Source organism: Gemmatimonadota bacterium (genome assembly GCA_016713785.1).
GTDB lineage: Bacteria > Gemmatimonadota > Gemmatimonadetes > Gemmatimonadales > GWC2-71-9 > JADJOM01.
The window spans coordinates 708,334-730,418 of record JADJOM010000003.1; the positions used below are offsets into that span (position 1 = coordinate 708,334).

A 22,085-nucleotide genomic window follows, 5' to 3' on the forward strand; every position below is an offset into this window, starting at 1 on the left:
GCATGCCTCCCATCGCGCGCCTGGGCCCCACGGCCCTCCTGCTCCTGCTGTCCCTCGCAGGCGTACTCCCGTCGGCCGCCCAGGTGCGTGCCCGGGCTCTCGGCATCGCGCCCGGGATCTTCGCGCCGGGGCCCCTGAACGCCATCACCGACGTGCCCGGCGTGCGCGTGGGCCAGGTCACGATCGATGACGGCGACTCGGTCCGCACCGGCCTCACGGCCATCTTCCCGCACGAGGGAAATCCCTACCTCGCGCGGGTGCCGGCGGCCATCCACGTCGGCAACGGCTTCGGCAAGCTGCTGGGCATGACGCAGGTGCGCGAACTCGGCGAACTCGAGTCGCCCATCCTGCTCACCTGCACCCTCTGCGTCTGGCGCGCTGCGGATGCCATGGTGGGGTGGATGCTGGAACAGCCCGGGATGGCGTCGGTGCAGTCGCTCAACGCGGTCGTCGGCGAGACCAACGACGGCGGCCTCAACGCCATCCGGAGCCGGCCCGTCACCTCGGCGCAGGTGCGTGCCGCCCTGGAGGCCGCCGGCACCGGGCCCGTCCTCGAGGGGAGCGTCGGGGCGGGACGGGGCACGGTCGCGTTCGGCTGGAAGGGTGGGATCGGCACCGCGTCCCGGGCCCTGCCGGCTTCGCTCGGCGGATGGAAGGTCGGGGTGCTGGTGCAGACCAACTTCGGCGGGGTGCTGCAGGTGCTGGGTGCCCCGGTCGGGAAGGAGCTTGGCCGGTACGCCTTCCGGGGGCAGGTGGAGGACTCGGCGGGGGATGGCTCGATCATGATCGTCGTGGCCACCGATGCGCCGGTGCTGGCCCAGAGCCTGGAGCGTCTCGCCGCCCGCGCCATCATGGGGCTGGCTCGGACCGGCTCGAGCGCGGCCAACGGCTCGGGCGACTACGTCATCGCCTTCTCCACCCACCCCGGGATGCGCCGGCCCTTCCGCGACCGCCGGCCCGCGACGGCGGAGCTGCAGAACGATGAACTCTCCCCCCTCTTCCAGGCGGTGGTCGAGGCCACCGAGGAGGCGATCTACAACTCCCTGACCATGGCCACCCGGGTGGAGAGTCGGGGCGGCGCCGTGGACCCGCTCCCCCTGGACCGCCTCCGCGCCGTGCTGCAGAAGTACGGCATCGGGCGGTGAGGCCTCAGCCCGCCAGGGCGATCCGGTACACCCGGCCGCTGGCCATCACCACGTACACCTCGCCGTCGGCATCCTCGCCGAACGACACCACGTTGTCGTTGATCACGGGCGGGCTGAGCGGGGCGTACTCGGTGGTGACGACGCCGTTGAGCAGCCGGAGCGGCCGGATGACGCCGGTGCAGTAGTCGCCGTAGAAGTAGGTGCCGCGAAGGGCCGGGTACTTCCTGCCGCGGTAGACATAGCCACCGGTCACCGAGCAGGCGGGTCCGTGGGCGTAGTCGAGGATCGGCGGCACCAGGCCCGCCGTTGGGCACCCGACCGCCGGCTGGAAGCAATGCGTCCCCTCCAGGAACTCCCACCCGAAGTTGTTGCCTCCGACAACCGGCCCGGGCAGGTAGTCGATCTCCTCCCAGTAGTCCTCGCCCACGTCGCCGATCCACAGGTCGCCGGTCCGTCGGTCAAAGCTCCAGCGCCAGGGATTCCGCAGCCCGAGCTGCCAGATCTCCTCCCGCCACCCCGCCCGGCCCACGTAGGGATTGTCCGCCGGGACGGCGTACGGGTCCCCGCCATCAACGTCGAGCCGCAGCATCTTGCCCAGCAGCGAGCCGCTGTCCTGCGGCGTCACCGGGATCGTTTCCAGTGGCGCCCCGTCACCGAGCCCGACATACAGCATCCCATCGGGACCAAAGGCGATCGTGCCGCCGTAATACACGGTGGCGGTGTCCTGCGCCTGCGAAAGGATCACGCGGCGGCTGGCGGGGTCCGCATGGTCAAAGCTGGCGTCGGCGAGGTACTCAGCCAGCTGGCTGTCACCGTTGAGGTCGGTGTGGTAGACGTAGAAGCGGCGGTTCTGCGGGTAGTCCGGGTGGAAGGCGATGCTGTAGAGCCCGTACTCGCCGCTGGCGGGAGCGACCAGGCTGGTCAGGTTGAGGAAGGCCGAGTCCTGTCGCACCCCGTCCTTCCGGAGCAGCACCCGGCCCCCCCGCTCCACGATCATCATCCGGGACGGGTCGCCCGGGGGGGCGGTCAGGAAGAGTGAGAAGTCGAAGCCGCTGTCCACCGGTACCAGGGTGAGGCCGGCGGGGCCCCCGGCGGGGCTGGTGGAATCACCGCAGGCGGCCAGGGCCAGCGCAGCGCCCACGGCGCCGATCCGGAGGAGGTGTCGCATGATGGACCCGGGGGCAGGAGGTGCATAAAGATAAGAGGTGAGCCATCCGGGTGGGCCGGATTATATTGTCGCCGGTTTCCCTTGCCCCCCCAGCCGAGCCAGGTCATGGATCTCTCCCTGTACTTCTCCGAGCAGCACCACCAGGTGCGCGACATGGTCCGCGATTTCGGCCGGACCCACGTCGCGCCCGTCGCGCGTGAGCTCGACCGGACCTCCACCTTTCCGTGGGAGAACATCAAGCGGATGGGGGAGCTCGGCCTCCTCGGGGTGCCCTGGTCGGAGGAGCTGGGCGGGGCGGGCATGGACCAGCTCTCCTACTATATCACGATCCATGAACTGGCCAAGGTCGATGCCAGCCACGCCCTGACGATTTCCGCGCATACCAACCTGGGGACCTCCCCGATCGTCGACTTCGGCACGGCGGAGCAGAAGCGGCGGTACGTGCCGTTGCTCGCCTCCGGCACCGTCCTGGGCGGCTTCGGGCTGACCGAGCCGGGCGCCGGCAGCGATGCCGGAGGCACCGCCACCACCGCGGTGGACAAGGGCGACCACTACCTCCTCAACGGCGCCAAGGTGTTCATCACCCACGCCGGCGTGGGCGAGATCTTCGTCGCCACCGCGCGCACCGAGCCGGGCAAGGGGAACAAGGGCATCACCAGCTTCATCCTGACCAAGGAAACCTGCGACCTGGAGCAGTGCCGGGCCCTCGGCGTCGGGCATGCGCCGGACCTGCCGCGCGTCCGCGGCTTCCGCGCCGGCAAGAAGGAAGACAAGATGGGCTGGCGCGCCAGCGACACCCGCGAGCTGGTGTTCGAGGACGCCATCGTCCCCAAGGAGAACATCCTCGGGACCCCGGGACAGGGCTTCATCAACTTCCTCAAGACCCTCGATGCCGGCCGCATCGGCATCGCCGCGCTGTCCCTCGGCATCGCCGAGGGGGCCTACGAGGAGGCGCTGCGCTACGCCGGCGTGCGGAAACAGTTCGGGCAGGCCATCGGGAGCTTCCAGGGGGTGCATTTTCAGCTGGCGGACATGGCCCTGGAGATCGAGGCCGGCACCCACCTGCTGTACCACGCCGCGTGGCTCAAGCAGAACGGCAAGCCGTTCAAGAAGGAGGCTGCCATGGCCAAGCTCTTCTGCTCGGAGCTGGCCATGCGGGTCACCACCAAGGCCGTCCAGGTCTTCGGCGGGTACGGCTACACCACCGAGTATCCAGTGGAGCGGATGATGCGGGACGCAAAGGTCTGCGAGATCGGGGAGGGGACCAGCGAGATCCAGCGGATCGTCATTGCCCGGCACATCCTGGGAGATATCGTCCGGTAGGGACGGGGTTCGGGAGCGCTCCCTCCGCCCGGCCGGGACTCCCGCGCCGGGCGGTCGGTTTTCCGGACCCAGTTGCTCTAACCCAAGGCCATTCTTATCTTTAGCCCATGCCATCGACATGGCTGGGCTTGGTGTGCTTCGCGACCACCCTCCTGCTCTCCTCGGGCAGGGGGTGGCGCACGGCCCGGCGGCAACTTGCGGGGCAGGCCCCGGCAGGGGATGTCCCGCAGCAGGTCCATACCGCGGTACGGTCCTTCGAGCCGGAGGCGCCTGCGACGCGCCGGCGGCCCGTCTCGGTCCGTCCCGCCAGTTCCCCCTCATCTCCATCTACCTCCCGCCTGGTCGGAGTGCCGGCCACGGGGCGGTGCCTCCCGACGGACCGGTTCGCCGGCCGCCGGGGCCGCCGCACATCAACGACAGCCGGGGGGCCGGGGCGCGCGCAGCTGCCGCCGCTGCTCCCGTCCCGCCCGGTCGAGGCTCGAACGCGTGAAGCGCGAAATCCTGATCAATGGAAGCCAGCGGGAAACCCGCGTGGCAATCCTCGAGGACGACCGACTGGTCGAACTGCTGGTGGACCGCCCGGATCATCGCCGCATCGTCGGCGACATCTATCTTGGCCGGGTGGAAGCCGTCCTGCCTGGGATCCAGGCCGCCTTCGTTGACATCGGGCTGGAAAAATCCGCCTTCCTCCACGCCTCCGACCTCCTCGAACCCGAGGAGGACGAGGAGCCCGGTTCGGAGGAGGGGGATGATGCGTTCGAGGAGGCCGAGGCCGCCGCGAACGGCGAGGCGGCCGAGGGCGGGGAAGAGGACGGCCGCCGCGGGCGCCGTGGCCGCCGCAACGGCGACGGGGGGGGCAATGAGCCGCGGCAGCGGGAGGTCCGCTCCCGGCGCCAGCTCCCCGACATCTCCGACCTGCTGAAGAAGGGCCAGACCCTCCTCGTCCAGGTCACCAAGGAGCCCATCAGCACCAAGGGCTGCCGGGTCACCGCGCAGATCTCCCTGGCCGGGCGCTTCCTCGTCTACATGCCCTATGCCTCCAAGGTGGGCGTGAGCCGCAAGATCGAGAGCAAGGAGCTCCGCGCCCGGTTGCGCGAGATGGTCTCCAGCATGCTCTCCGAGGACGCCGGCGGCATGATCGTGCGGACCGTGGCGGAGGATGTCACCGAGGACTCCTTCCGCCGCGAGGTCGAGAGCCTCCTCAACATCTGGCGCAAGATCAACAAGAAGAAGACCTTCGTGCGCGCCCCGGCCCTGGTGCAGCGGGAGACCTCGCTGACCCGGGGCATCATCCGCGACCTCTTCAGCGCCAAGGTCGACGCCCTGCACGTCGACTCCAAGGAGCTCTTCAACGAGATCGAGAACTACCTGAAGGGGGTGGACCCCGAGCTCATGAGCCGGGTGAACCTCTACGCCGAGACCGTGCCGCTGTTCGACAAGTTCGACATCGAGAACGAGATCCGGGACCTCTTCAAGGCGCGCTGCGACCTCCCGACCGGCGGGTACATCATCATCCAGCCCACCGAGGCGCTGGTCTCGATCGACGTCAATACCGGGCGCTACACCGGCAAGCGGGACCCGGAAAAGACCATCCTCAAGACCAATCTCGAGGCGTCCCGCGAGATCGCCCGGCAGATCCGCCTGCGCGACATCGGCGGCATCATCGTCTGCGACTTCATCGACATGGAGACCCGGGCCAACCGGGAACGGGTGCTGCAGGAGCTGCGGGCGCACCTGGGCCGCGATCGCGCCCGCACCAAGGCCTTCGCGGTCTCCGAACTCGGCCTGATCGAGATGACCCGCCAGCGGGTCCGGCCCTCGCTGTGGCACTCGATGACCTCCGAGTGCCCGGACTGCGGCGGCACCGGGCGCGTCTTCACCCCCGAGGTGGTGGCCCGGCGCCTGGAACGGTCGCTCAAGCGGGCCGGCCGGGAGCGCCGCGAGCGCCAGATGGCCATCCGGCTGCACCCGGAGGTAGCGCTCTACCTCCTCGAGGAGGAGCCGCGGCTCATCCACACCCTGGGCAAGCTGACCGGGCTCGAGCTGGAGCTCCGGGATGACCCCATGATGCGGGTGGACGAGTTCCGCCTGATGAGCCGCCCGGCCGGCCGGGACGTCACCGACATCTACGCGGTGGCCTAGGGCACGCTCCCGGGGAGCGCCCCTTGCCCAAACCCCAACCCACGCCTATACTTCCGGGCTCTTGTAACCGGTCTTCAGCACGAGTCCGCCATGTACGCGATTTTCCGCGCCGCCGGGAAGCAATTCCGGGCCGAAAAAGGAATGACCCTCGAGCTCCCGCTGATGGACGACGCGGAGCCCGGGGCCACCGTGACCTTCGACGAGGTGCTCCTCGCCTCCGACGGCACGACGGTCAAGGCAGGGGCCCCGCTCGTCAAGGGCGCCAAGGTCACCGCCGAGATCATCGGGCTCGCCAAGGGTCCCAAGATCTACGTCTTCAAGTTCAAGCGCCGGAAGAACTACCGCCGCAAGACCGGCCACCGGCAGAAGTACACGGCCGTCCGCATCACCGACGTCAAGGTCGGGTGAGGATCCCATGGCTCACAAGAAGGGTGTCGGCTCCAGCCGCAACGGCCGCGATTCCAATCCGCAGTACCTCGGCGTCAAGCACTACGGCGGCGAGCGGGTGGTCGCGGGCAACATCATCGTGACCCAGCGCGGGACCCGGTTCCATCCCGGCAAGAACGTGGGGCTCGGCAACGACCACACGCTCTTTGCCCTGGTCGATGGCATCGTCAAGTTCGAGCACAAGGACAAGAAGCGGATGAAGATCTCGGTCTATCCGGCCGCCGCGTCCGCCGCCAGCTGAGTCCCTGCCGCGGTTGCCCCAGGGGTCGGGTCCTCCCGGACCTGACCCCTTTGTGCATCCTGAAACCGAGCCTCGCCCCACCGCGTCAGGTGGGCCGAACCACACGCCGGGGGACCGCATGGCAGGGATCTTCGATCGGCTGAACCAGGAACTTGAGAGCTTCGGGAAGAAGGCCCAGCAGGCGCTGGATGGCGGCAAGCTGCAGCTGGAGCGCTTCCGGCTCCTGCGCGAGCGCGATGAGGCCGCCCGGCGGCTCGGCTACCTGATCCACCGCCGCGAGCGCGGCATGAGCGTCGACCAGCTGGAGCTGGATGCCTGGCTGCAGCGGATCGACGGCCACGATGTGGCGATCGCGCGGGTCGAGCGCGAAATGGCCGCCACCCGGGGCGAGTCCGTCTCGGTGAGCGAGACCCCCCCGCCGTCCACGGCCCAGACCGGCGAGGCCGAGATCCTCAAATGACAACGGGCGGGCCCGCAAGGCCCGCCCGTCGTGCGTTGCCCCGCGGGTCCCGTCAGTAGCTCGGCGGCAGGGTCCGGTAGCGGTCCCGCAGCTCGGTCATGCGGCTGGTGAGCGGCATCTCGGCGCCCTGGATCAGGACCAGCTCGACCCCCGTGCTGAACTCGAAGGGATCCCCGCTCCACACCACCACGTCGGCCACCTTCCCCGCGGCCAGCGACCCGTAGTGGTCCTCCAGCCCGAACGCCTGCGCCGGCGCCAGGGTTACCGCCGCCAGTGCGTCGTCCCACGCCATGCCGTTCCGTACCGCATGCCCCGCCTCGAACCGCAGGTTCATCTGGCCACCGGCATCCTGGCCCGAGAGGATCACGCTGACCCCGGCGGCGCGGAGCAGCGCCGCGTTGTCCGAGCGGGCCCGCAGGCCGTCGAAGGAGGGGATGTTGTCGCGGGAGTCGAGGACCACCGGCACCCGGGCGGCGGCCAGCAGCGGAGCCACCCGCCAGGCCTCCGTCCCTTCCCGGATGACCAGCCGGAGGCGGAATTCCTGCGCCAGCCGCACCGCGTTCTCGATGTCGCCCTGGCGCCGCGCCCGCACGTACAGGGGGAGCGTGCCGTCGAGCACGGGGTAGAGCGCCTCGAGGTCCGCGGCCGGGGCGGCGAGCGGCCGGATCCTGTTCTGGCTCCAGTCGGCCGGCCGGCGCCGCAGCTCCGCGGCATCGGTCAGGAGGCTGCGGAGCCGGGCCAGCGCTCCGGCGCGGCTGCCACCACCCGCCCCGCGGCTCTGGTCGCTCAGGTCGGCCACCATCGCGGCGGGGGAGCGGATCAGCATCTCGCCGGCAGCGGCGCCGCGGAGGCGGAGGATCACCGCCTGGCCCGCGACGAGCCCATCCGTGGGCATCACCACCACGCCCGTGACCCCGCCCATGCGGGCCACGGGGATGGCCACCGCGTCGGCGTCGACAGCCGCGAGGACGTTGAAGCTCGCGCTGACGTCACCGGTGTGCTCGGCGTCGGTGGTCCCCCCGATGGCGGCATACTCCTCGTCCTTCTCCTCCGCCAGCGCCCGGCCCACGCCGAGGCCGATCGCCCCCTGCGCATGGAAGAAGCCCGGGGTCACCACCTTGCCGCGGCCGTCGATGCGCCGGGCGTCGGCGGGCACCGGAACCCCGGCGCCGACGGCGACGATGCGCCCGTCGCGGATCACCAGGGTGCCATGCTCGATCCTGGGCCCGGTCACCGGGTAGACCGTCGCGTCGGTGATGGCCACCGCCTGACCGGCGGCCGGTGCCGTGGCGGCGAACAGGGCGGCCAGCGCCGCATGGGTACCGCGCCGCCGGCTCATCGTCCCACCCCCGGGGCGGTCTGGCCCAGGTGAAAGTCGGTGCGCGGCTGCCGACGCGGATCGTTCCGGTCGTACACCAGCCACCCCTCGTTGTAGACCTGCTCCGCCTTGCTGTAGACCGAGAACGGGTCGCCGGACCACAGCACCACGTCGGCCGCCTTGCCGGGCTCGAGGGTGCCGGTGCGTTCCTCGATGCCGAGCGCCCAGGCCGGGTTCGCCGTGATCCAGCGGATGGCCTGCTCCCGGGTCACGGGGATGCCTGCCCGGACGCCGGCGTACAGGGCCTTGGCCGCTTCCTGGTTGAGGCGCTGGATGCCCTCGGGGCTGTCGGAATGGATGATGGTCCGGGCCCCGCCCGCCTGGAGCAGCGCGGCGTTCTCGGGGATGCCGTCGAAGGCTTCCATCTTGAACCCCCACCAGTCGGCCCACACGGAGGCCGCCGTGCCCTCGCGGGCCAGCAGGTCGGCCACCTTGTAGCCCTCCACCACGTGGTGGAACGAGCGGATGCGGAACCCGAACTCGTGGGCCAGGTCGAGCATCTGCGCCATTTCGTCGCCACGGTAGCAGTGGTTATGGACCAGGATGTTCCCGCGCAGCACCTCGGCGAGCGTCTCGAGCTGGAGGTCGCGGTCAGGCGGCGTGCCGTTCGGGGTCTTGCGCCAGGCATCCCACTGGTGCCGGTAGCGCTCCGCCCGGATGAACGCCTCCCGGTACCCGGCCATGTTGCCCATGCGGGTGGAGGGCCCGCGGTTCTGGTAGACCCGCTTCGGGTTCTCGCCGCAGGCCATCTTGAGGCCGTACGGCGCGCCCGGCAGCTTCATCTCCTGCACGGTGCGCGCGGGCACCAGCCGGAGCGTGGCCGAGCGTCCCCCGATCAGGTTCGCCGACCCGGGCAGTGCCTGGATGATCGTGACCCCCCCGGCGATGGCGAGCGGGATCTGCGGGTCCTGGGGCCAGAAGCTGTGCTCGGCCCAGACCTGTGAGGTCACCGGGCTGGTCGCCTCGTTGCCGTCACTCTCGCCGAAGGTACCCGGCGCGGCGTACACCCCGAGGTGGCTGTGGGTGTCGATCAACCCCGGGGTCACGACCTTGCCCGTGCCATCCACCACCCGGGCGCCGGCGGGCACCGGTACGTCGGTACCGATCGCCACGATCTTCCCGTCGGCCAGCACGATCGACGCGCCGGTCAGCTCCGGGCCGGCCGCGGTCAGGATGGTGGCGTTCCGGATGACGACCGGCGCCTCGGGATGTCGCTGGTAGGTCGAGGGGTACTGCGGCCGGCTCCAGCTGGCGTCGGCCGCCGTGGCTGAGGCGGGCGGCGCGCCGGCGGCGGGAGACTGCGCCGCGGCGGCGCAGCCGAGCAGGGGGAGCAGCAGCAGCGGCCCGGCGTACAGGGTGCGCATGCGTCGGCCCTTTCGGGGTGAGGCTACTTGTTGACGGCCAGGAACACGATCGGCGAGTTGGCGAGCTCCACCCGCACCACCCGGTGCGGTGCGGCGGTGGTGACGAAGAACGAGACCCGCTGGGGGCCCCCCTCGAGGTCGGCCCGGTAGCATTCGAAGGTGCCGGCGGGCACGCTCACCTGCGTGATGTCCGCGGCGGTGAGGGTGAGCGTCCGGATCAGGTTCTCACCCGAGGCGAAGACCGGGAAGCTCCAGCGCCGGTTGAGCGCCCACGGCAGGAGCGGGAGGACGGCCTGGACTGCGTTGTCGTCCACGACGCCGGGGGGGACCGGGGTGTCCACGTCCACGTGGCGCGGCCCGGCGGCGGTGGCCAGGTCGGCGGTGCCCCGCACCCGGTCGGTGGCGTACCGGAGCTGGATCCGGGTGTCCTGCCCCCGCACGGTGCCGTGCTGGTCGAGCGACCGCATCCGCCCCGCCGGCTCGAACACCAGCGTGGTGGTCTGCGAGAGCACGGTGCCGAGCGCCGTCTGCTCCACGTAGACGAGCGAATCGCCCGCCCGGGCAATGCGCGCCACCTGCAGCCCCACCGTCTGACCCTGCGCCACGATCACCAGGGAGTCGATCCGCGGCGCCACCGGCGCGGTGTCGAGCTGCCAGGCCGCCGCCGTGGGCTGGACCTGCTCCGGGGAGAGCGGGCGACCATCCGCGGCGAAGATCCGGACCGGCGCGATCGCGGAGAGCCGGTCATACAGCTTGGAGGCGTCGCCCACCACCACGGTCACCACGCCCGCCTCGGGCAGCATCCGTCGCGCCACGGCGCGCACCTGGGCCGCGGTGACCGCGAGGACCCGCGGCCGGTACCCCGCGAGGTAGGTGGTTGGCAGGCCCAGGGCCCGCGCCTCGCTGACCGTGGCGGCGAGCTGGCTGGCGGTCTGCAGCTGGAGCGCGAAGGCTCCCGCCACGGCTTCGCGGGCCCGCTCCAGTTCCCGCGCCGGGACCAGGTCGGCGCGCAGCCGGGTGGCCTCGGCGTACATCACCCGCACGGCTGAATCCGCCACCTCCGCGGGCACGGTGGTCGTGGCCTGGACCAGGCCCAGCCTGGCGGTGCGCAGGAACGACGAGCCGGCGGCCTGCGTCCAGCCGGCCTGGCTCACCAGGACGCGCGCCAGGCGTCCGGCGCGCGGGTCACCCAGGATCCGGTTGAGCACGGCGGCGGCGTAATAGGCCGTGTCGGTGCCGGCAAAGGTGGTGCTGCCGAGCACGATGTTCGCCTCGCGCGCGCCGCCGGCGTGCACCAGGAGGATGCCCTTGGGTACGGGGCTCAGGCGCGGTGCCGGGAGGGCGGCGGGCCGGAGCCCCTTCCACCCGCCGAACCAGCGCAGCGCCAGGCGGCGTGCCTCCACCAGCGTGATGTCGCCGGCCACCACCAGCAGCGCGCCGGCGGGCCGAACCCGGGCGCGGTGAAAGGCCAGCAGGTCCTGGCGGGTGATGGCCGCCACGCTCTGGGGCGTCGGCCGGCGGGCGTACGGGCTCTCCCGATAGGTCCCGATCAGGAAGACGCGGGCACCCAGCGTGCCGGGATCCCCCAGGCCCTGGGAAAGCGAGGCGGCGGTCCGGTCGCGCTGGCCGGCAAATTCGGCCGAGTCGAGCGTGGGGCGGAGCAGGGCGTCGGCCATGAGCTCGAAGGCGAGCGCCGCCTGCGGTGAGATCACATCGGCCTGCAGGGTGAGCTGGTCGGGGTCCGCGATCGCGGAGAGCGAGCCACCGACCTCCTCCACGGCGCGGGCCACCTCGGCCGCGCCGCGCGCGCCACCACCACGGGTCAGCAGCGCGGCCAGCAGGTCTGCGGTGCCCTCGCGGCCCTCGGCATCGAATGCGCTGCCCGCCGCCACGGTGAGGGCCACCGAGACCACCGGCTGCCGGTGCTGCTCCAGCAGCACCAGCCGCAGCCCGTTCGGCAGCAGCGCCTCCTGGGCGCGGGGCAGGGCGGCCGCCGTGACCGGGGCGGCGGCGGGGGGCTCCGCAGCGGGCTGCTGGGCGCGCAGCCCGAACGGGAGCGTGAGCAGCGCGAGGGGGAACAGGCGGGCGGCGGTCATCGCGCGGCCTCCGGGGTCACGACGAGGGTGAGCGCGTTCGCGGGCACCAGCCAGGCGGCCGCCACCCGGCGCAGGTCGGCCAGGGTGACGGCCTGCGCCTGGGCCACCTCGGTGTTGGCCGCCGCGGCCGAGCCATGGAACGTGGCGGCGTGCTGCAGGACCCCGGCGATATCACCGGGACGCTCCCGGCCGCTCACCGCGCCGGCGAGGTAGATCGTCCTCGCCCGTGCCAGGTCCGTCTCCGTGATCTCGGGGCCCGCCGCCCAGGCGCTCTGCCGGGCCAGGAGCCCGAGCAGCGAATCGGCGCTCACCCCGGGCGACGCGATGGCGAAGAGCGCGAACGCCCCGGGCCCCCGTCGCTCGCCGAGGATGCCGCCCTGGGTCCCGTAGGCCGCGCGCGCGGAGCGCATCAGCTCCGAGGTGAGCCGGCCGGCGCTCCCCTGGCTCAGGATGATCTCCAGCAGTTCGAGCGCCGGGGTGTCTGGGTGTTCGTGGGACGGGATCCGGTAGACCAGCCCGGCGCCGATGCTGGTGGCGTTCGGGTCCGTGGCACGCAGCTCCCGCGGCCCGGGACGGTAGCTGGGCGTGCAGGTCGCGGCCGGGGCGTCCGGGCCGCGCGGGATGCCGCTGAAGTACTCCGTCACCAGGCGCCGGGTCGCCACCGGATCGAGGTCGCCGGCCACCACCAGGCGGGCGCGGTTGGGGGCGTATCGCTCGCTCCGGTACTGCGCCGCGTCCGCGGTGGCCAGGGCCGAGATGGTCAGCAGGGTGCCCGCCGGCGAATGGGTGTAGCCGGCGCAGCTGGTGGAATCGTACAGGGAGCCGATGCCGCGGGAGATGGCCTCGGCATAGGGCTCGTTCTGCAGCTGCCCGCGCAGCTCATCCAGCAGCCCCAGCCTGGCCTCGGCCACGGTCGTGTCGTTCACCGCCAGCGACCCCATCCGCTCCGCTTCCAGCCACAGTCCGAGCGCCAGTCGGCTCGAGGGAAGCACCGTGGTGAACCGGCCCACCTCTTCATCGACCGAGGCGCTCACCCGTCCGCCCAGGTCGGTGGCGACGGTGGCGTGGCCTCCCGGCGGCACGTGCGCCGTGCCGGCGAAGAGCAGGCGCTCGAACAGCCGCGCCAGCCCCGCCTTGGCAGCCGGTTCGTTGCGGGAGCCGGCGTCGTACCAGACGCTGATGCCCACCACCTGGGAGCTGTGGTCAGGCGCGAGGACCACCTCGAGCCCGTTGGGCAGCGCAAACTGCTCGTAGGTGAGGGGGCCGACGGCCTGTCCGTGGAGCGGCGGGGCCGTGATCAGCAGCGCGCCACCGCACCAGGCGGCCAGGCGCAGGACGAAACGTCGGGGAGTCGGGGCAGAGGCTGGCACGCGGAGTTGACGACCGGTCGGGGGTGTACGGCGGCTCCGGCGCGGCCGGAGGGGAGGGAAGAAGGTAGCCGCCCGGGTGCCGTGCCGCGACTGCCGGGTCAGCCCCGGGAGGCCACGATCCGTTCCGGGTAGTTGCCGCAGATCCCGTCGACGCCGAGCGCGGCGAGGCGCGCGATCTCCGCGGGGTCGTTGGCGGTCCAGGCCACCAGCTGGAAGCCCGCGGCGTGGAGGTCGTCGACCAGCGGCGCATCGATCAGGTGCGTCTCCATCCACAGCGTGTCGGCTCCGGATCCGCGCAGCACCGCCAACGTGTCCAGGAGATACGAGGCGAGCAGGATGCCGCGCGGCAACTCCGGCCGCCGCTCCCCCAGCCGGGCGATGATGCGGTGGTCGAAGGCGTGCACGGCGTACCGCTCCGGCGTCGGGCCCGCGTCGAGCACCTCGAACAGCGACTTATCGAACACCGGCGGCAGCGTCTTCACCTCGACCCACACGTCGAGTCCCGCCAGCAGGCCGAGGGCCTCCGCCAGCGTCGGGATCGGCTCGCCGTTGGGCAGGCGGTACGCGCCGAAGGCCGAGGCCGGCAGCGCGCCGATGGCGCCGACCCCCGCCACGTGGGGGTCGTGGTGCACCAGCAGCTCGCCATCGCTGGTGGCGTGGATGTCGAGTTCGACGCCGTCGGCGCCCAGCGCCACGGCCCGGCGGAAGGCGGTGGGGGAGTTTTCGTGGGCGTGGCCCGAGGCGCCGCGATGGGCGATTGCGAGGGCGGGCATGGGGTCAGTCCACCCGTTCCACCACGAGGGCGATGCCCTGGCCCACGCCGATGCACATCGCCGCCAGCCCGTACCGGCCGCCGGTGCGGCGGAGCCCGTGGACCAGCGTGGCCAGGATCCGGGCGCCGCTGGCGCCCAGCGGGTGCCCCAGGGCGATCGCCCCGCCGTAGACGTTCACCCGGGCGGGATCGAGGGCCAGGTCGCGGATGCAGGCGATGGACTGGGCGGAGAAGGCCTCATTCAGTTCGATCAGGTCGAGCTGCGCCGTCCGGAGGCCGGCGCGGGCGAGGACCTTCCGGACCGCGGGCACGGGCCCGATCCCCATCACGCTCGGGTCTACCCCGGCCACCGCGCTCGCCACGATCCGGGCGAGCGGGCGGGCGCCCGTGCGTGCCAGGCCGGCCGTGCTCAGCACCGTCAGCGCGGCGGCGCCGTCATTGATGCCGCTCGCGCTGCCGGCGGTCACCGTACCGTCCTTGAGGAACGCCGGCTTCATCTTGGCCAGCGCCTCGAGGGTTACGCCGGGGCGCGGATGCTCATCGGCCGTGACGTTCGCGGTGCCGCCCTTGCCGTCGGCGAGGGGAACAGGGACGAGTTCATCCGCAAAGATCCCGGCCGCGATCGCGGCCTGGGCGCGGGCCTGGCTCTCGACGGCGAAGGCATCCTGCTCGGCGCGGCTGATGCCGTACTGCGCCGCCACCCGCTCCGCCGTTTCGCCGAGCGCGATGGTCCAGTCCCTGGCCATCCGCGGGTTGGTGAAGCGCCACCCGACGGTCGTGTCGGCCATGGGGGGCGGCGTCCGATTCCAGGCCGACCCGCTCTTCAGCATCACGTACGGCGCCCGGGTCATGCTCTCGACGCCCCCGGCGATGAACACGTCGCCCTCGCCGGCCCGGACCGCCTGGGCCGCGCTGGCGGCCGCCTGCAGCCCCGAGCCGCAGAGCCGGTTGACCGTCTGGCCTGGCACCGACACCGGCAGCCCCGCGAGCAGGGCGGCCATGCGGGCCACGTTCCGGTTGTCCTCCCCCGCCTGGTTGCTGCAGCCGAAGATCACGTCCTCGATCAGGTCGGCGGGGATGGCGCTCCGTTCCACGAGGGCGCGGATGGCCACGGCCGCGAGGTCGTCGGGACGGACATCGGCCAGGGAGCCACCGGCTCGGCCGATCGGGGTGCGGAGGGCGTGGGAAATGAAGGCGTCGGACACGGTGGATCCAGGAACGGGGTGACCGCAATTTACGGGGCCGCGCTTGCGGCGGGGACGGGCACCGTCCCATCCTCCAGCCTGCGGAGAACTTAACACCCGCCGTGGAAGGGCGTCTCCCCGTTGACGATGCCAGTGCCGGCCGCCCTGCAATCAGCGAGTACCCCGGACGCCGACCTCGTCCGGGCCTTCCGGGACGGGCGCGAGGCCGCCGCGACCGAGCTGGTCGCGCGGCACGCCCGGGGCTTGGCGCGCTTCCTCGCCGCCGCCGGCGCCGACCACGGCGAGGTGGACGACCTGGTGCAGGAGACGTTCATCAAGGCGTTCCGGGCCCTGGACAGCTGGCGGGGCGAGTCGGCCTTCCGCAGCTGGCTGCTGAGCATCGCGAGCAACCTGCTCAAGGACCAGTTCCGGCGCCGGAAGGGTCGCACGGTCCTCTCGCTCGACGACAGCGACCTCGCCGCCGCCGATGATCCCGCGGCCACCCTCGACGCCCGCGAGGCGGAACGGCAGCTCGCCGACGGGCTCAGGACGCTGCCCCGGCTGCAGCGCGAGGTGTTCCTGCTGCGGGCGCAGCAGGGGATGGAATACGAGGCGATCGCGCAGGCGCTGGAGACCACCCCGGGGTCGGCCCGGGTGCACTACCACCACGCGGTCAAGCGGCTGAAGGAGCTCATCGCATGACGCCCTGCGAGCAGGTCACTGAACGGATGGTCGCCGTGGCGCACGGCGCCGGTGCCTTCACGGCCGAGGCGCAGGCCCACCTGACCGGTTGCCCTGACTGCGCCCTCGAATGGCGCCTGGTGCAGGCCGCCGGGCGTCTGGGCGACGGGTCGGCCCGCCGGGTCGATCCGGCGCGGGTCAGTGGCGCGGTGCTCAGGGAACTCCGGGCCGGGCGCCAGCGGACCCGGTGGATCCGCGGCGGGGCGCTCACCGGGTTGGCCGCCGCCGCGGCCCTGGTGCTGATGGTGCGGACGTCGGGGCCCGCGCCGGACCCGGGCGGGGAACGGCCCGGGATCGCGACGGCGGGGCTCTACGTGCCGCTCGCCGAACTGGAATCACTCGACGAGGGCCAGCTCGAGGCGGTGCTGGATGGCCTCGAGGCGCCGCTCACGGAGGGGGGAGCCGTGGCCCCGCCGGCCCTCGGGGACCTGGATGACGCTCAACTGGAGCGCGTGCTGCGCTCCCTGGAGGGGTAATGCGAACCGTTCGATGCCTGATCGTCCTGCTGGGGCTGGTGGTGGCGCCGCTCGCGGCGCAGGACCCGGGCGCCATCGATCCCGGCACCCGGGCCGGGGAACTGCGCCGCCTGATCGAGGAGCGCTTCACCGCCCGGGTGCGCGAGGAACTGGGGCTCACCGACCAGCAGGCCTCCCGGATGACGGAGGTCGTGGGCGCCTACTTCGTGAAGCGGCGGGTCATGGAACAGGAGGAACGCCGCCTGCGGCAGGGGCTCGCGGGAGAGCTGCGCCCCGGGGTGGCCGCCGACCGGGACAACGTCGGCCGGCTCACCGACCAGCTGCTCGACCTCAAGATCCGCTACGTCCAGAGCTACAAGGACGAGGTGCGCGAGCTCTCCGCCTTCCTGGATCCGGTGCAGCGGGCCCAGTTCCTGATCATGCGGGAACGGCTGCTCGACCGCATCCAGCAGGCGCAGGAGGCGCGGGCCGACACGGCAGGGCCCCCGTTCCGGCGGCGGTTGCGCCAACCTTAGACTCCGGCCCCGGAGGGTGGAACTCCGGGTGCCATTCCCCCGTATCCGCTCATCCACTACCTTCAGGCCCAGTTTCGGGTGAGGAGTGGGAGATGCGGATCGCTGCCACACTGTTCAGACTGTCACTCGGCCTGACCCTCGTGACGCCCCTGGCGGCCCAGGAGCGGCCCGCCGTGGTCTACCGGCTCGACGTCCACGGGACCATCGAGAACGGCCTGGCCCCCTATCTGGCCAGGGGGGTCCGCGAGGCCAACGCGGCCGGCGCCGCCGCCATCCTCCTTGACCTCGATACGCCGGGCGGCCGGGTCGACGCCGCCGAACGGATCGCCGACGCGGTCCGTGCCTCCCGTATTCCGGTCTATGCCTTCGTCAATCCCCGCGCCTACAGCGCCGGGGCCCTGATCGCGCTCAGCACCGACGGCATCTACATGCGCGCCGGGGCCGTCCTCGGCGCCGCCACGCCGGTCGACGGTCAGGGCACCAAGGCGCCGGAGAAGTACGTCAGCGCCATGCGGGCCGAGTTCCGCGCCCTGGCCGAGGAGCAGGGGCTCGACCCGCGCATCGCCGAGGCGATGGTAGACGAGAGCTTGGGCGCTCCCGGCCTCGCCGAGCCGGGGCAGCTGGTCACCCTGAGCACCAGTGAGGCGCTCCGGGTCGGGTACGCCAAGGCCGAGGTGAACACCGAGGCCGAAGCCCTGGCCGCCGCCGGCCTGGCCGGGGCGACCGTGCAGCTGGTGGAGCTCAACTGGGCCGAGTTGGTGGTGCGCTTCCTGACCAACCCGGTGGTATCGCCGCTGCTGCTGTCCCTGGGCGTGCTGGCCTTGCTGGCGGAGATCAAGGCGGGGGCCCACGGCATCGGCCTGCTGGTCGGGTTCGTCTCCCTCGGCCTGTTCTTCGGCTCGAGCCTGGTGCTCGGCCTGGCGGGGCTCGAGGAGGTCATCCTGCTCGGCCTGGGCGTCATCGCGGTGGCGGTGGAGGTCTTCCTGCTCCCCGGGTTCGGTGTCGCGGGGGTGCTCGGCGCGCTGCTGATCGGCGCGGCGGTGGTCCTGGCCATGCTTGGCAACTTCCCCTCCGGAGGTGACGTGATGCAGGCGCTCGCCGTGCTTTCCGCGAGCGTGTTCATCACCCTGGCGGTCGCTTACGCCTGGCTGCGGCACCTGCCCAACAGCGGGCGGTTCACCGGGCTGATCCACCAGGGCCGCGCACAAGCCGCCGAAGGGTACATCTCCGCGCTGCCGCGCCCGGAGCTGGTGGGCAGGCCCGGGGTGGCGGTGACGGACCTGCGGCCCGCCGGCGTGGCCACCGTGGCGGGTGAGAAGGTGGACGTGGTTACCGAAGGTGAGTACATCAAGGCCGGGGCGCGCATCGAGGTGATGCGCGCCGAGGGATACCGGCATGTCGTGCGGCAGGTGCAGGACTAACCCGGAGACAGACACGTGGAAGAGATCGGCTCGCTCGCCCCAGGGCTCCTGATCGCCCTGTTCTTCATCGGCTTCATCGGCCTGGTCATCATTTTCCGGTTCATCCCGGTGGGCCTGTGGGTGCAGGCCATCACCTCGGGGGTCCGGGTGTCGTTCCTGACCCTGTTCGGGATGCGGTTCCGGAAGGTGAACCCCTCCGACATCGTCCTGCCGCTGATCAACGCCCACAAGGCGGGGCTCGAGCAGGTGACGCTGAACGAGCTCGAGTCGCACTTCCTCTCCGGCGGCAACGTGAGCCGGGTGGTCAACGCGCTCATCTCGGCCGACAAGGCGGGCATCCCGCTGCCCTTCAAGCAGGCGGCGGCGATCGACCTGGCCGGCCGCGACGTCTTCGAGGCGGTGCAGGTCAGCGTCAACCCGAAGGTCATCACCACCCCCAAGGTGGCGGCGATGGCCAAGAACGGCATCCAGCTGCTGGCGATCGCGCGGGTGACCGTCCGGGCCAACATCAACCGCCTGGTGGGCGGCGCCGGTGAGGAGACCATCCTGGCCCGGGTCGGTGAGGGCATCGTGTCGGCCATCGGCTCCGCCGAGACCCACAAGGCGGTGCTCGAGAACCCGGACATGATCTCCAAGACGGTGCTCGCCAAGGGCCTCGACGCCGGGACGGCGTTCGAGATCCTCTCGATCGACATCGCCGACGTGGACGTGGGCAAGAACATCGGTGCCGAGCTGCAGACCGACCAGGCCGAGGCCGACAAGCGCATCGCCCAGGCCAAGGCCGAGGAGCGGCGGGCGCTCGCGGTGGCGATGGAGCAGGAGTTCAAGGCGGAGAGCCAGAAGCAGCGGGCGCAGGTGATCGCGGCGGAGGCCCAGGTGCCGCTGGCCATTGCCGACGCGTTCCGCAGCGGCAACCTCGGAGTCATGGACTTCCAGCGCTACCGGAACATGCAGGCCGACACCAGCATGCGCGCCTCGATCGCGGGCCAGACCGAGACCGGCGGGCAGGGGTCGGGCACCTAGTGCCGCTGCCCCTGCGGGAAGCCGCCGGCATCGAGGGGCTGATTGTCCTCGGCGTCATCTACTTTGTCCTGAACCTGCTGCAGAAGGCGGGGCAGAAGGCGGCGCGTTCGCGGCCGAGCGCGCCGCCCTCTCCGGTGGAGGCGGAGCCCAGCGGGACCCAGCAGGAGGCCTTGAGCCTCGAGAGCATCCTGCGGGAAATCGAGAAGGTGAAGACCCAGCGCCGGCCGGAGACACCGGCATCGCGGCCGGCGCCGACCGCGCCGAAACGCCAGGCGCCGCCCCGACGGTCGTCCGCCGGGACCGGTCAGGCGCCGCGGCGCTCCCACCCGGCCACCGACCCCGAGCGGGGACCGCTGGGCCGACACGCCGGCCCCGGCCTCCGCAGCCATGAAGAGGTGGAGGAGCGGGCCAGCTTTGATGATGGGATGGTGCCGGAGGTGGTGCGGTCGGAGAGCGAGGCCATCGCGGCGCTGGAGCGGAAGCGGTCGCGTGTGGAGGTCGACCAGGACGACGAGGCGGAGGCGATCGTCCAGCGCCGGATCCGGGAGGCGGAGGCGCGCAACCAGCCGCACAGCGCCCGCGATCACGCCAAGTTCGATGCGGAGGTCCGCGCCCCGGCGGATCGTGCCCTCGCCGGGCCGCGGTTTGCGCCGGCCAACCTGCGCCAGGCCTTCATCTGGCGCGAGATCCTGGGCCCGCCCAAGGCCCTGGAGTAGTACCGCGGACGCGGTCTAGCGGCGGCGCCCGAACTTCTTCTTGTATAGCCCCATGGCGTAGGTGATCGCCTCGCGGGCCTCCTGCGCGCCCTCGAATCCCCGCGTCCGCGTGGTGACCCCTTCCAGGTCCTTGTAGACCTGGAAGAAGTGCTCGATCTCCTTGAGCATGTGCTGGGGGATGTCGGCCAGCTCGTTGATCCCCTCCGAATACGGGTCGCTGACCGGCACGGCCAGCACCTTCTCGTCGGCCTTGCCGCGGTCGATCAGGTGAAAGAGCCCGATCGGGCGGCACTCCACCAGGCACCCGGTGAAGACCGGGATCGTGGTGATGACCAGGACGTCGAGCGGGTCGCCGTCGTCACCGAGGGTGCGGGGGAAGAAGCCGTAGTCGCCGGGGTAGTGCACCGCCGAGGCGAGCACCCGGTCCAGGCGGAAGATCCCGTAGTCCTTGTCCAGCTCGTACTTGTTGCGGGTGTTGGTGGGGATCTCGATGATGGCGTTCACGACGGCGGGCGGTTCGGGCCCGGTCGCGATGTCGTGCCACGGGTGGAGGCCGCGGCCGGAGGATTTTGGTGGCATGGGAGAAAAGTAGCACCCTCCCGGGGTTCCTTGCATATCGGCGGGGCGGGCGTGATACTCCCGCCGGGCCCGAGTGGCGAAATGGCAGACGCAGCGGACTCAAAATCCGCCGAGAGCGATCTCATGTGGGTTCGACTCCCACCTCGGGCACTGTTGATAAGCTGTTGCAGGGTAGGGGATTCTACGACTGACGGCCGCTCCACTCGGGGCGGCCGTTGGCGTTTCGGGGCGTCGGTGGACCCGGGGTGGGCCCGAGTTGGGGGACGGCCACCGCGGCGGCGTGCTGACGCGGTCGGGGCGGGGGAGCGCGTGACCCGAGTCACCGGGCCGTGGCGCGGAATCGGCTACCTTGGCGCCGTGGGACCAGAGTTTGACCCTCGGTTGACGTTCCGTTGACGGTCACGCGGTACCTCCGGCGCAACTTTAGTTGCTCAGGGTTGGGGCATGATGCGATTTCCGCTGGCAAGGCTCCTCGGGGTGGCTGTTGGCGTGGCCGTCGTTTGGGGCTGCAGCGAGGTGCTGGCGCCCGGTGTGCGCCGGTTTGACGGGCCCACTGGGCAGGTGATAGACCCCCGGTGCTGCCCTCTGGGTGCCGGCTCGGGGTGCGGGTGCCCGTCCACCATCTTCGGCAGCTCGAACGGAGGCGGCGACACAGCAGGAGTGGCCATCTATGTGGAGCAGGCGCTGATTTGCCCGACAGACCTCGGGCGCTCCGGCGGGGCCCCAAATCACCCGAACGGCGGCCCGTGGCCCGATACGGTTGTGGTCTGGGTTGCCGTGGACTCCGGGGGCGAGGGTGGGCACTTGCCCAACCGCACGGTGACTCTGACGCTCGAAGTAGCGGACAGCTCAGGGACGGGTACGGACGCGCCCTACGGGCACATGCATACCGGGGCCAGCGGCTTCGCCAAGTCCACCGGCACATTGTCCCAGGCAACCGTCAATACCGGACCGGGCGGAATCGCTGTCATTTCGTACCGGGCAAGCGGCTTGAGCGGCCCGATCACCATCAGGGCACAGAGTAGCTCGCCAGTCATTCCCAATGCGGTCACGTTCGCTGTGGGGGTGCCCGGACTCACGATTCTTGCGCCTGGCACCAACTTCGATACAATCGGGTCCCTTACGATCCACCCGCTCAATATCGCGGTTGTTCCTGAGATGATTCCAGCGCTTGGGGCCCTCGCCGATTCCTTTCAGGCACGGTTCGGTCGCAAGTTGGAGTACAACGATGCGTCCCTCCCGCTGGGTGGGAAGTTCGACCTCCGGCGACAGTGGTGGAATGACGACCCGGGGTGCGTGTTCACGCGAGGGAATGGCACTGTCGTGCCAATTCCGCCAGGGTGTCACCAGGTCCACCGAGCCGGCAAAGACATTGATCTGAGAACGAAGGTCTTCAATGGCACGACCTTCGTCCGCGACTTCACCTCGGCTGAGAGCACGCTTGTCGTCACTGTCTGGCAGGAACTGACTCAGCATCGTGTCGGGGTGGAGGGAGATCACTTTCACCTTTACTACCACTAGTTG

Annotated in this window: 21 protein-coding genes and 1 tRNA gene; 14 read left to right on the plus strand and 8 right to left on the minus strand. The window is 71.3% G+C overall.

The features are described 5' to 3' along the window. Positions 1–2 precede the first annotated feature (2 nt). Positions 3–1,145 (plus strand): P1 family peptidase, encoded by a 1,143-nt coding sequence (locus IPJ95_11055; GenBank protein MBK7924152.1) that lies wholly within the window; start codon positions 3–5, stop codon positions 1,143–1,145. Between the two features lie 4 nt (positions 1,146–1,149). On the opposite strand, the gene IPJ95_11060 is transcribed toward IPJ95_11055, so the two are convergent. After that, entirely contained in the window at positions 1,150–2,313 is a 1,164-nt protein-coding gene (locus IPJ95_11060; GenBank protein ID MBK7924153.1) for a PQQ-dependent sugar dehydrogenase, read from the minus strand. Between the two features lie 105 nt (positions 2,314–2,418). On the opposite strand from IPJ95_11060, the gene IPJ95_11065 reads away from it, so the two are divergent. From IPJ95_11065 to IPJ95_11085, 5 genes are all read left to right on the plus strand, one after another. Then, positions 2,419–3,636 (plus strand): acyl-CoA dehydrogenase, encoded by a 1,218-nt coding sequence (locus IPJ95_11065; protein ID MBK7924154.1) that lies wholly within the window; start codon positions 2,419–2,421, stop codon positions 3,634–3,636. 486 nt (positions 3,637–4,122) lie between these two features. Then, positions 4,123–5,778 (plus strand): Rne/Rng family ribonuclease, encoded by a 1,656-nt coding sequence (locus IPJ95_11070; protein ID MBK7924155.1) that lies wholly within the window; start codon positions 4,123–4,125, stop codon positions 5,776–5,778. Between the two features lie 90 nt (positions 5,779–5,868). Further along, positions 5,869–6,186, plus strand: a complete 318-nt coding sequence (gene rplU, locus IPJ95_11075) for a 50S ribosomal protein L21 (protein ID MBK7924156.1) — start codon at positions 5,869–5,871, stop codon at positions 6,184–6,186. 7 nt (positions 6,187–6,193) lie between these two features. Then, positions 6,194–6,466, plus strand: a complete 273-nt coding sequence (rpmA, locus tag IPJ95_11080) for a 50S ribosomal protein L27 (protein ID MBK7924157.1) — start codon at positions 6,194–6,196, stop codon at positions 6,464–6,466. 118 nt (positions 6,467–6,584) lie between these two features. Then, complete coding sequence (locus tag IPJ95_11085) at positions 6,585–6,926, plus strand: hypothetical protein (GenBank protein MBK7924158.1); 342 nt, start codon at positions 6,585–6,587, stop codon at positions 6,924–6,926. A 52-nt stretch (positions 6,927–6,978) separates the two neighbouring features. On the opposite strand, the gene IPJ95_11090 is transcribed toward IPJ95_11085, so the two are convergent. From IPJ95_11090 to IPJ95_11115, 6 genes are all read right to left on the minus strand, one after another. Beyond that, a complete protein-coding gene (locus IPJ95_11090; protein MBK7924159.1) occupies positions 6,979–8,265 on the minus strand; it encodes an amidohydrolase family protein in 1,287 nt (428 codons plus the stop codon). Beyond that, complete coding sequence (locus IPJ95_11095; GenBank protein ID MBK7924160.1) at positions 8,262–9,668, minus strand: amidohydrolase family protein; 1,407 nt, start codon at positions 9,666–9,668, stop codon at positions 8,262–8,264. Before IPJ95_11095 ends, IPJ95_11090 begins: the two co-directional genes overlap by 4 nt. 23 nt (positions 9,669–9,691) lie before the next feature. Then, positions 9,692–11,764 (minus strand): insulinase family protein, encoded by a 2,073-nt coding sequence (locus IPJ95_11100; protein ID MBK7924161.1) that lies wholly within the window; start codon positions 11,762–11,764, stop codon positions 9,692–9,694. Beyond that, positions 11,761–13,134 (minus strand): insulinase family protein, encoded by a 1,374-nt coding sequence (locus IPJ95_11105; protein MBK7924162.1) that lies wholly within the window; start codon positions 13,132–13,134, stop codon positions 11,761–11,763. Before IPJ95_11105 ends, IPJ95_11100 begins: the two co-directional genes overlap by 4 nt. Positions 13,135–13,232: 98 nt before the next feature. Beyond that, positions 13,233–13,907, minus strand: coding sequence for a glycerophosphodiester phosphodiesterase (locus tag IPJ95_11110; GenBank protein ID MBK7924163.1), 675 nt, complete (start codon positions 13,905–13,907; stop codon positions 13,233–13,235). A 4-nt stretch (positions 13,908–13,911) separates the two neighbouring features. After that, a complete protein-coding gene (locus IPJ95_11115; protein ID MBK7924164.1) occupies positions 13,912–15,111 on the minus strand; it encodes an acetyl-CoA C-acyltransferase in 1,200 nt (399 codons plus the stop codon). Between the two features lie 126 nt (positions 15,112–15,237). On the opposite strand from IPJ95_11115, the gene IPJ95_11120 reads away from it, so the two are divergent. The 6 genes from IPJ95_11120 (at position 15,238) to IPJ95_11145 (ending at position 19,982) form a co-directional block, all read left to right on the plus strand. Beyond that, entirely contained in the window at positions 15,238–15,792 is a 555-nt protein-coding gene (locus tag IPJ95_11120; GenBank protein MBK7924165.1) for a sigma-70 family RNA polymerase sigma factor, read from the plus strand. Then, positions 15,789–16,307 (plus strand): hypothetical protein, encoded by a 519-nt coding sequence (locus IPJ95_11125; protein ID MBK7924166.1) that lies wholly within the window; start codon positions 15,789–15,791, stop codon positions 16,305–16,307. Before IPJ95_11120 ends, IPJ95_11125 begins: the two co-directional genes overlap by 4 nt. After that, positions 16,307–16,822 (plus strand): Spy/CpxP family protein refolding chaperone, encoded by a 516-nt coding sequence (locus IPJ95_11130; protein ID MBK7924167.1) that lies wholly within the window; start codon positions 16,307–16,309, stop codon positions 16,820–16,822. The genes IPJ95_11125 and IPJ95_11130 overlap by 1 nt, the downstream gene beginning before the upstream one ends. A 92-nt stretch (positions 16,823–16,914) precedes the next feature. Beyond that, complete coding sequence (locus IPJ95_11135) at positions 16,915–18,243, plus strand: nodulation protein NfeD (protein ID MBK7924168.1); 1,329 nt, start codon at positions 16,915–16,917, stop codon at positions 18,241–18,243. A 24-nt stretch (positions 18,244–18,267) separates the two neighbouring features. Further along, the gene (gene floA, locus IPJ95_11140; protein ID MBK7924169.1) at positions 18,268–19,266 is read left to right on the plus strand and encodes a flotillin-like protein FloA; all 999 of its coding nucleotides are present in this window, start codon (positions 18,268–18,270) and stop codon (positions 19,264–19,266) included. Next, entirely contained in the window at positions 19,266–19,982 is a 717-nt protein-coding gene (locus tag IPJ95_11145; GenBank protein ID MBK7924170.1) for a hypothetical protein, read from the plus strand. Before floA ends, IPJ95_11145 begins: the two co-directional genes overlap by 1 nt. A gap of 15 nt (positions 19,983–19,997) precedes the next feature. On the opposite strand, the gene IPJ95_11150 is transcribed toward IPJ95_11145, so the two are convergent. Next, a complete protein-coding gene (locus tag IPJ95_11150; protein ID MBK7924171.1) occupies positions 19,998–20,561 on the minus strand; it encodes an inorganic diphosphatase in 564 nt (187 codons plus the stop codon). Positions 20,562–20,628: 67 nt separating this feature from the next. Here IPJ95_11150 and IPJ95_11155 point away from each other — a divergent pair. After that, positions 20,629–20,711: transfer RNA gene (locus IPJ95_11155), tRNA-Leu, on the plus strand. A gap of 522 nt (positions 20,712–21,233) precedes the next feature. Beyond that, a complete protein-coding gene (locus IPJ95_11160; GenBank protein ID MBK7924172.1) occupies positions 21,234–22,082 on the plus strand; it encodes a hypothetical protein in 849 nt (282 codons plus the stop codon). The last annotated feature ends 3 nt before the right edge of the window (positions 22,083–22,085 follow it).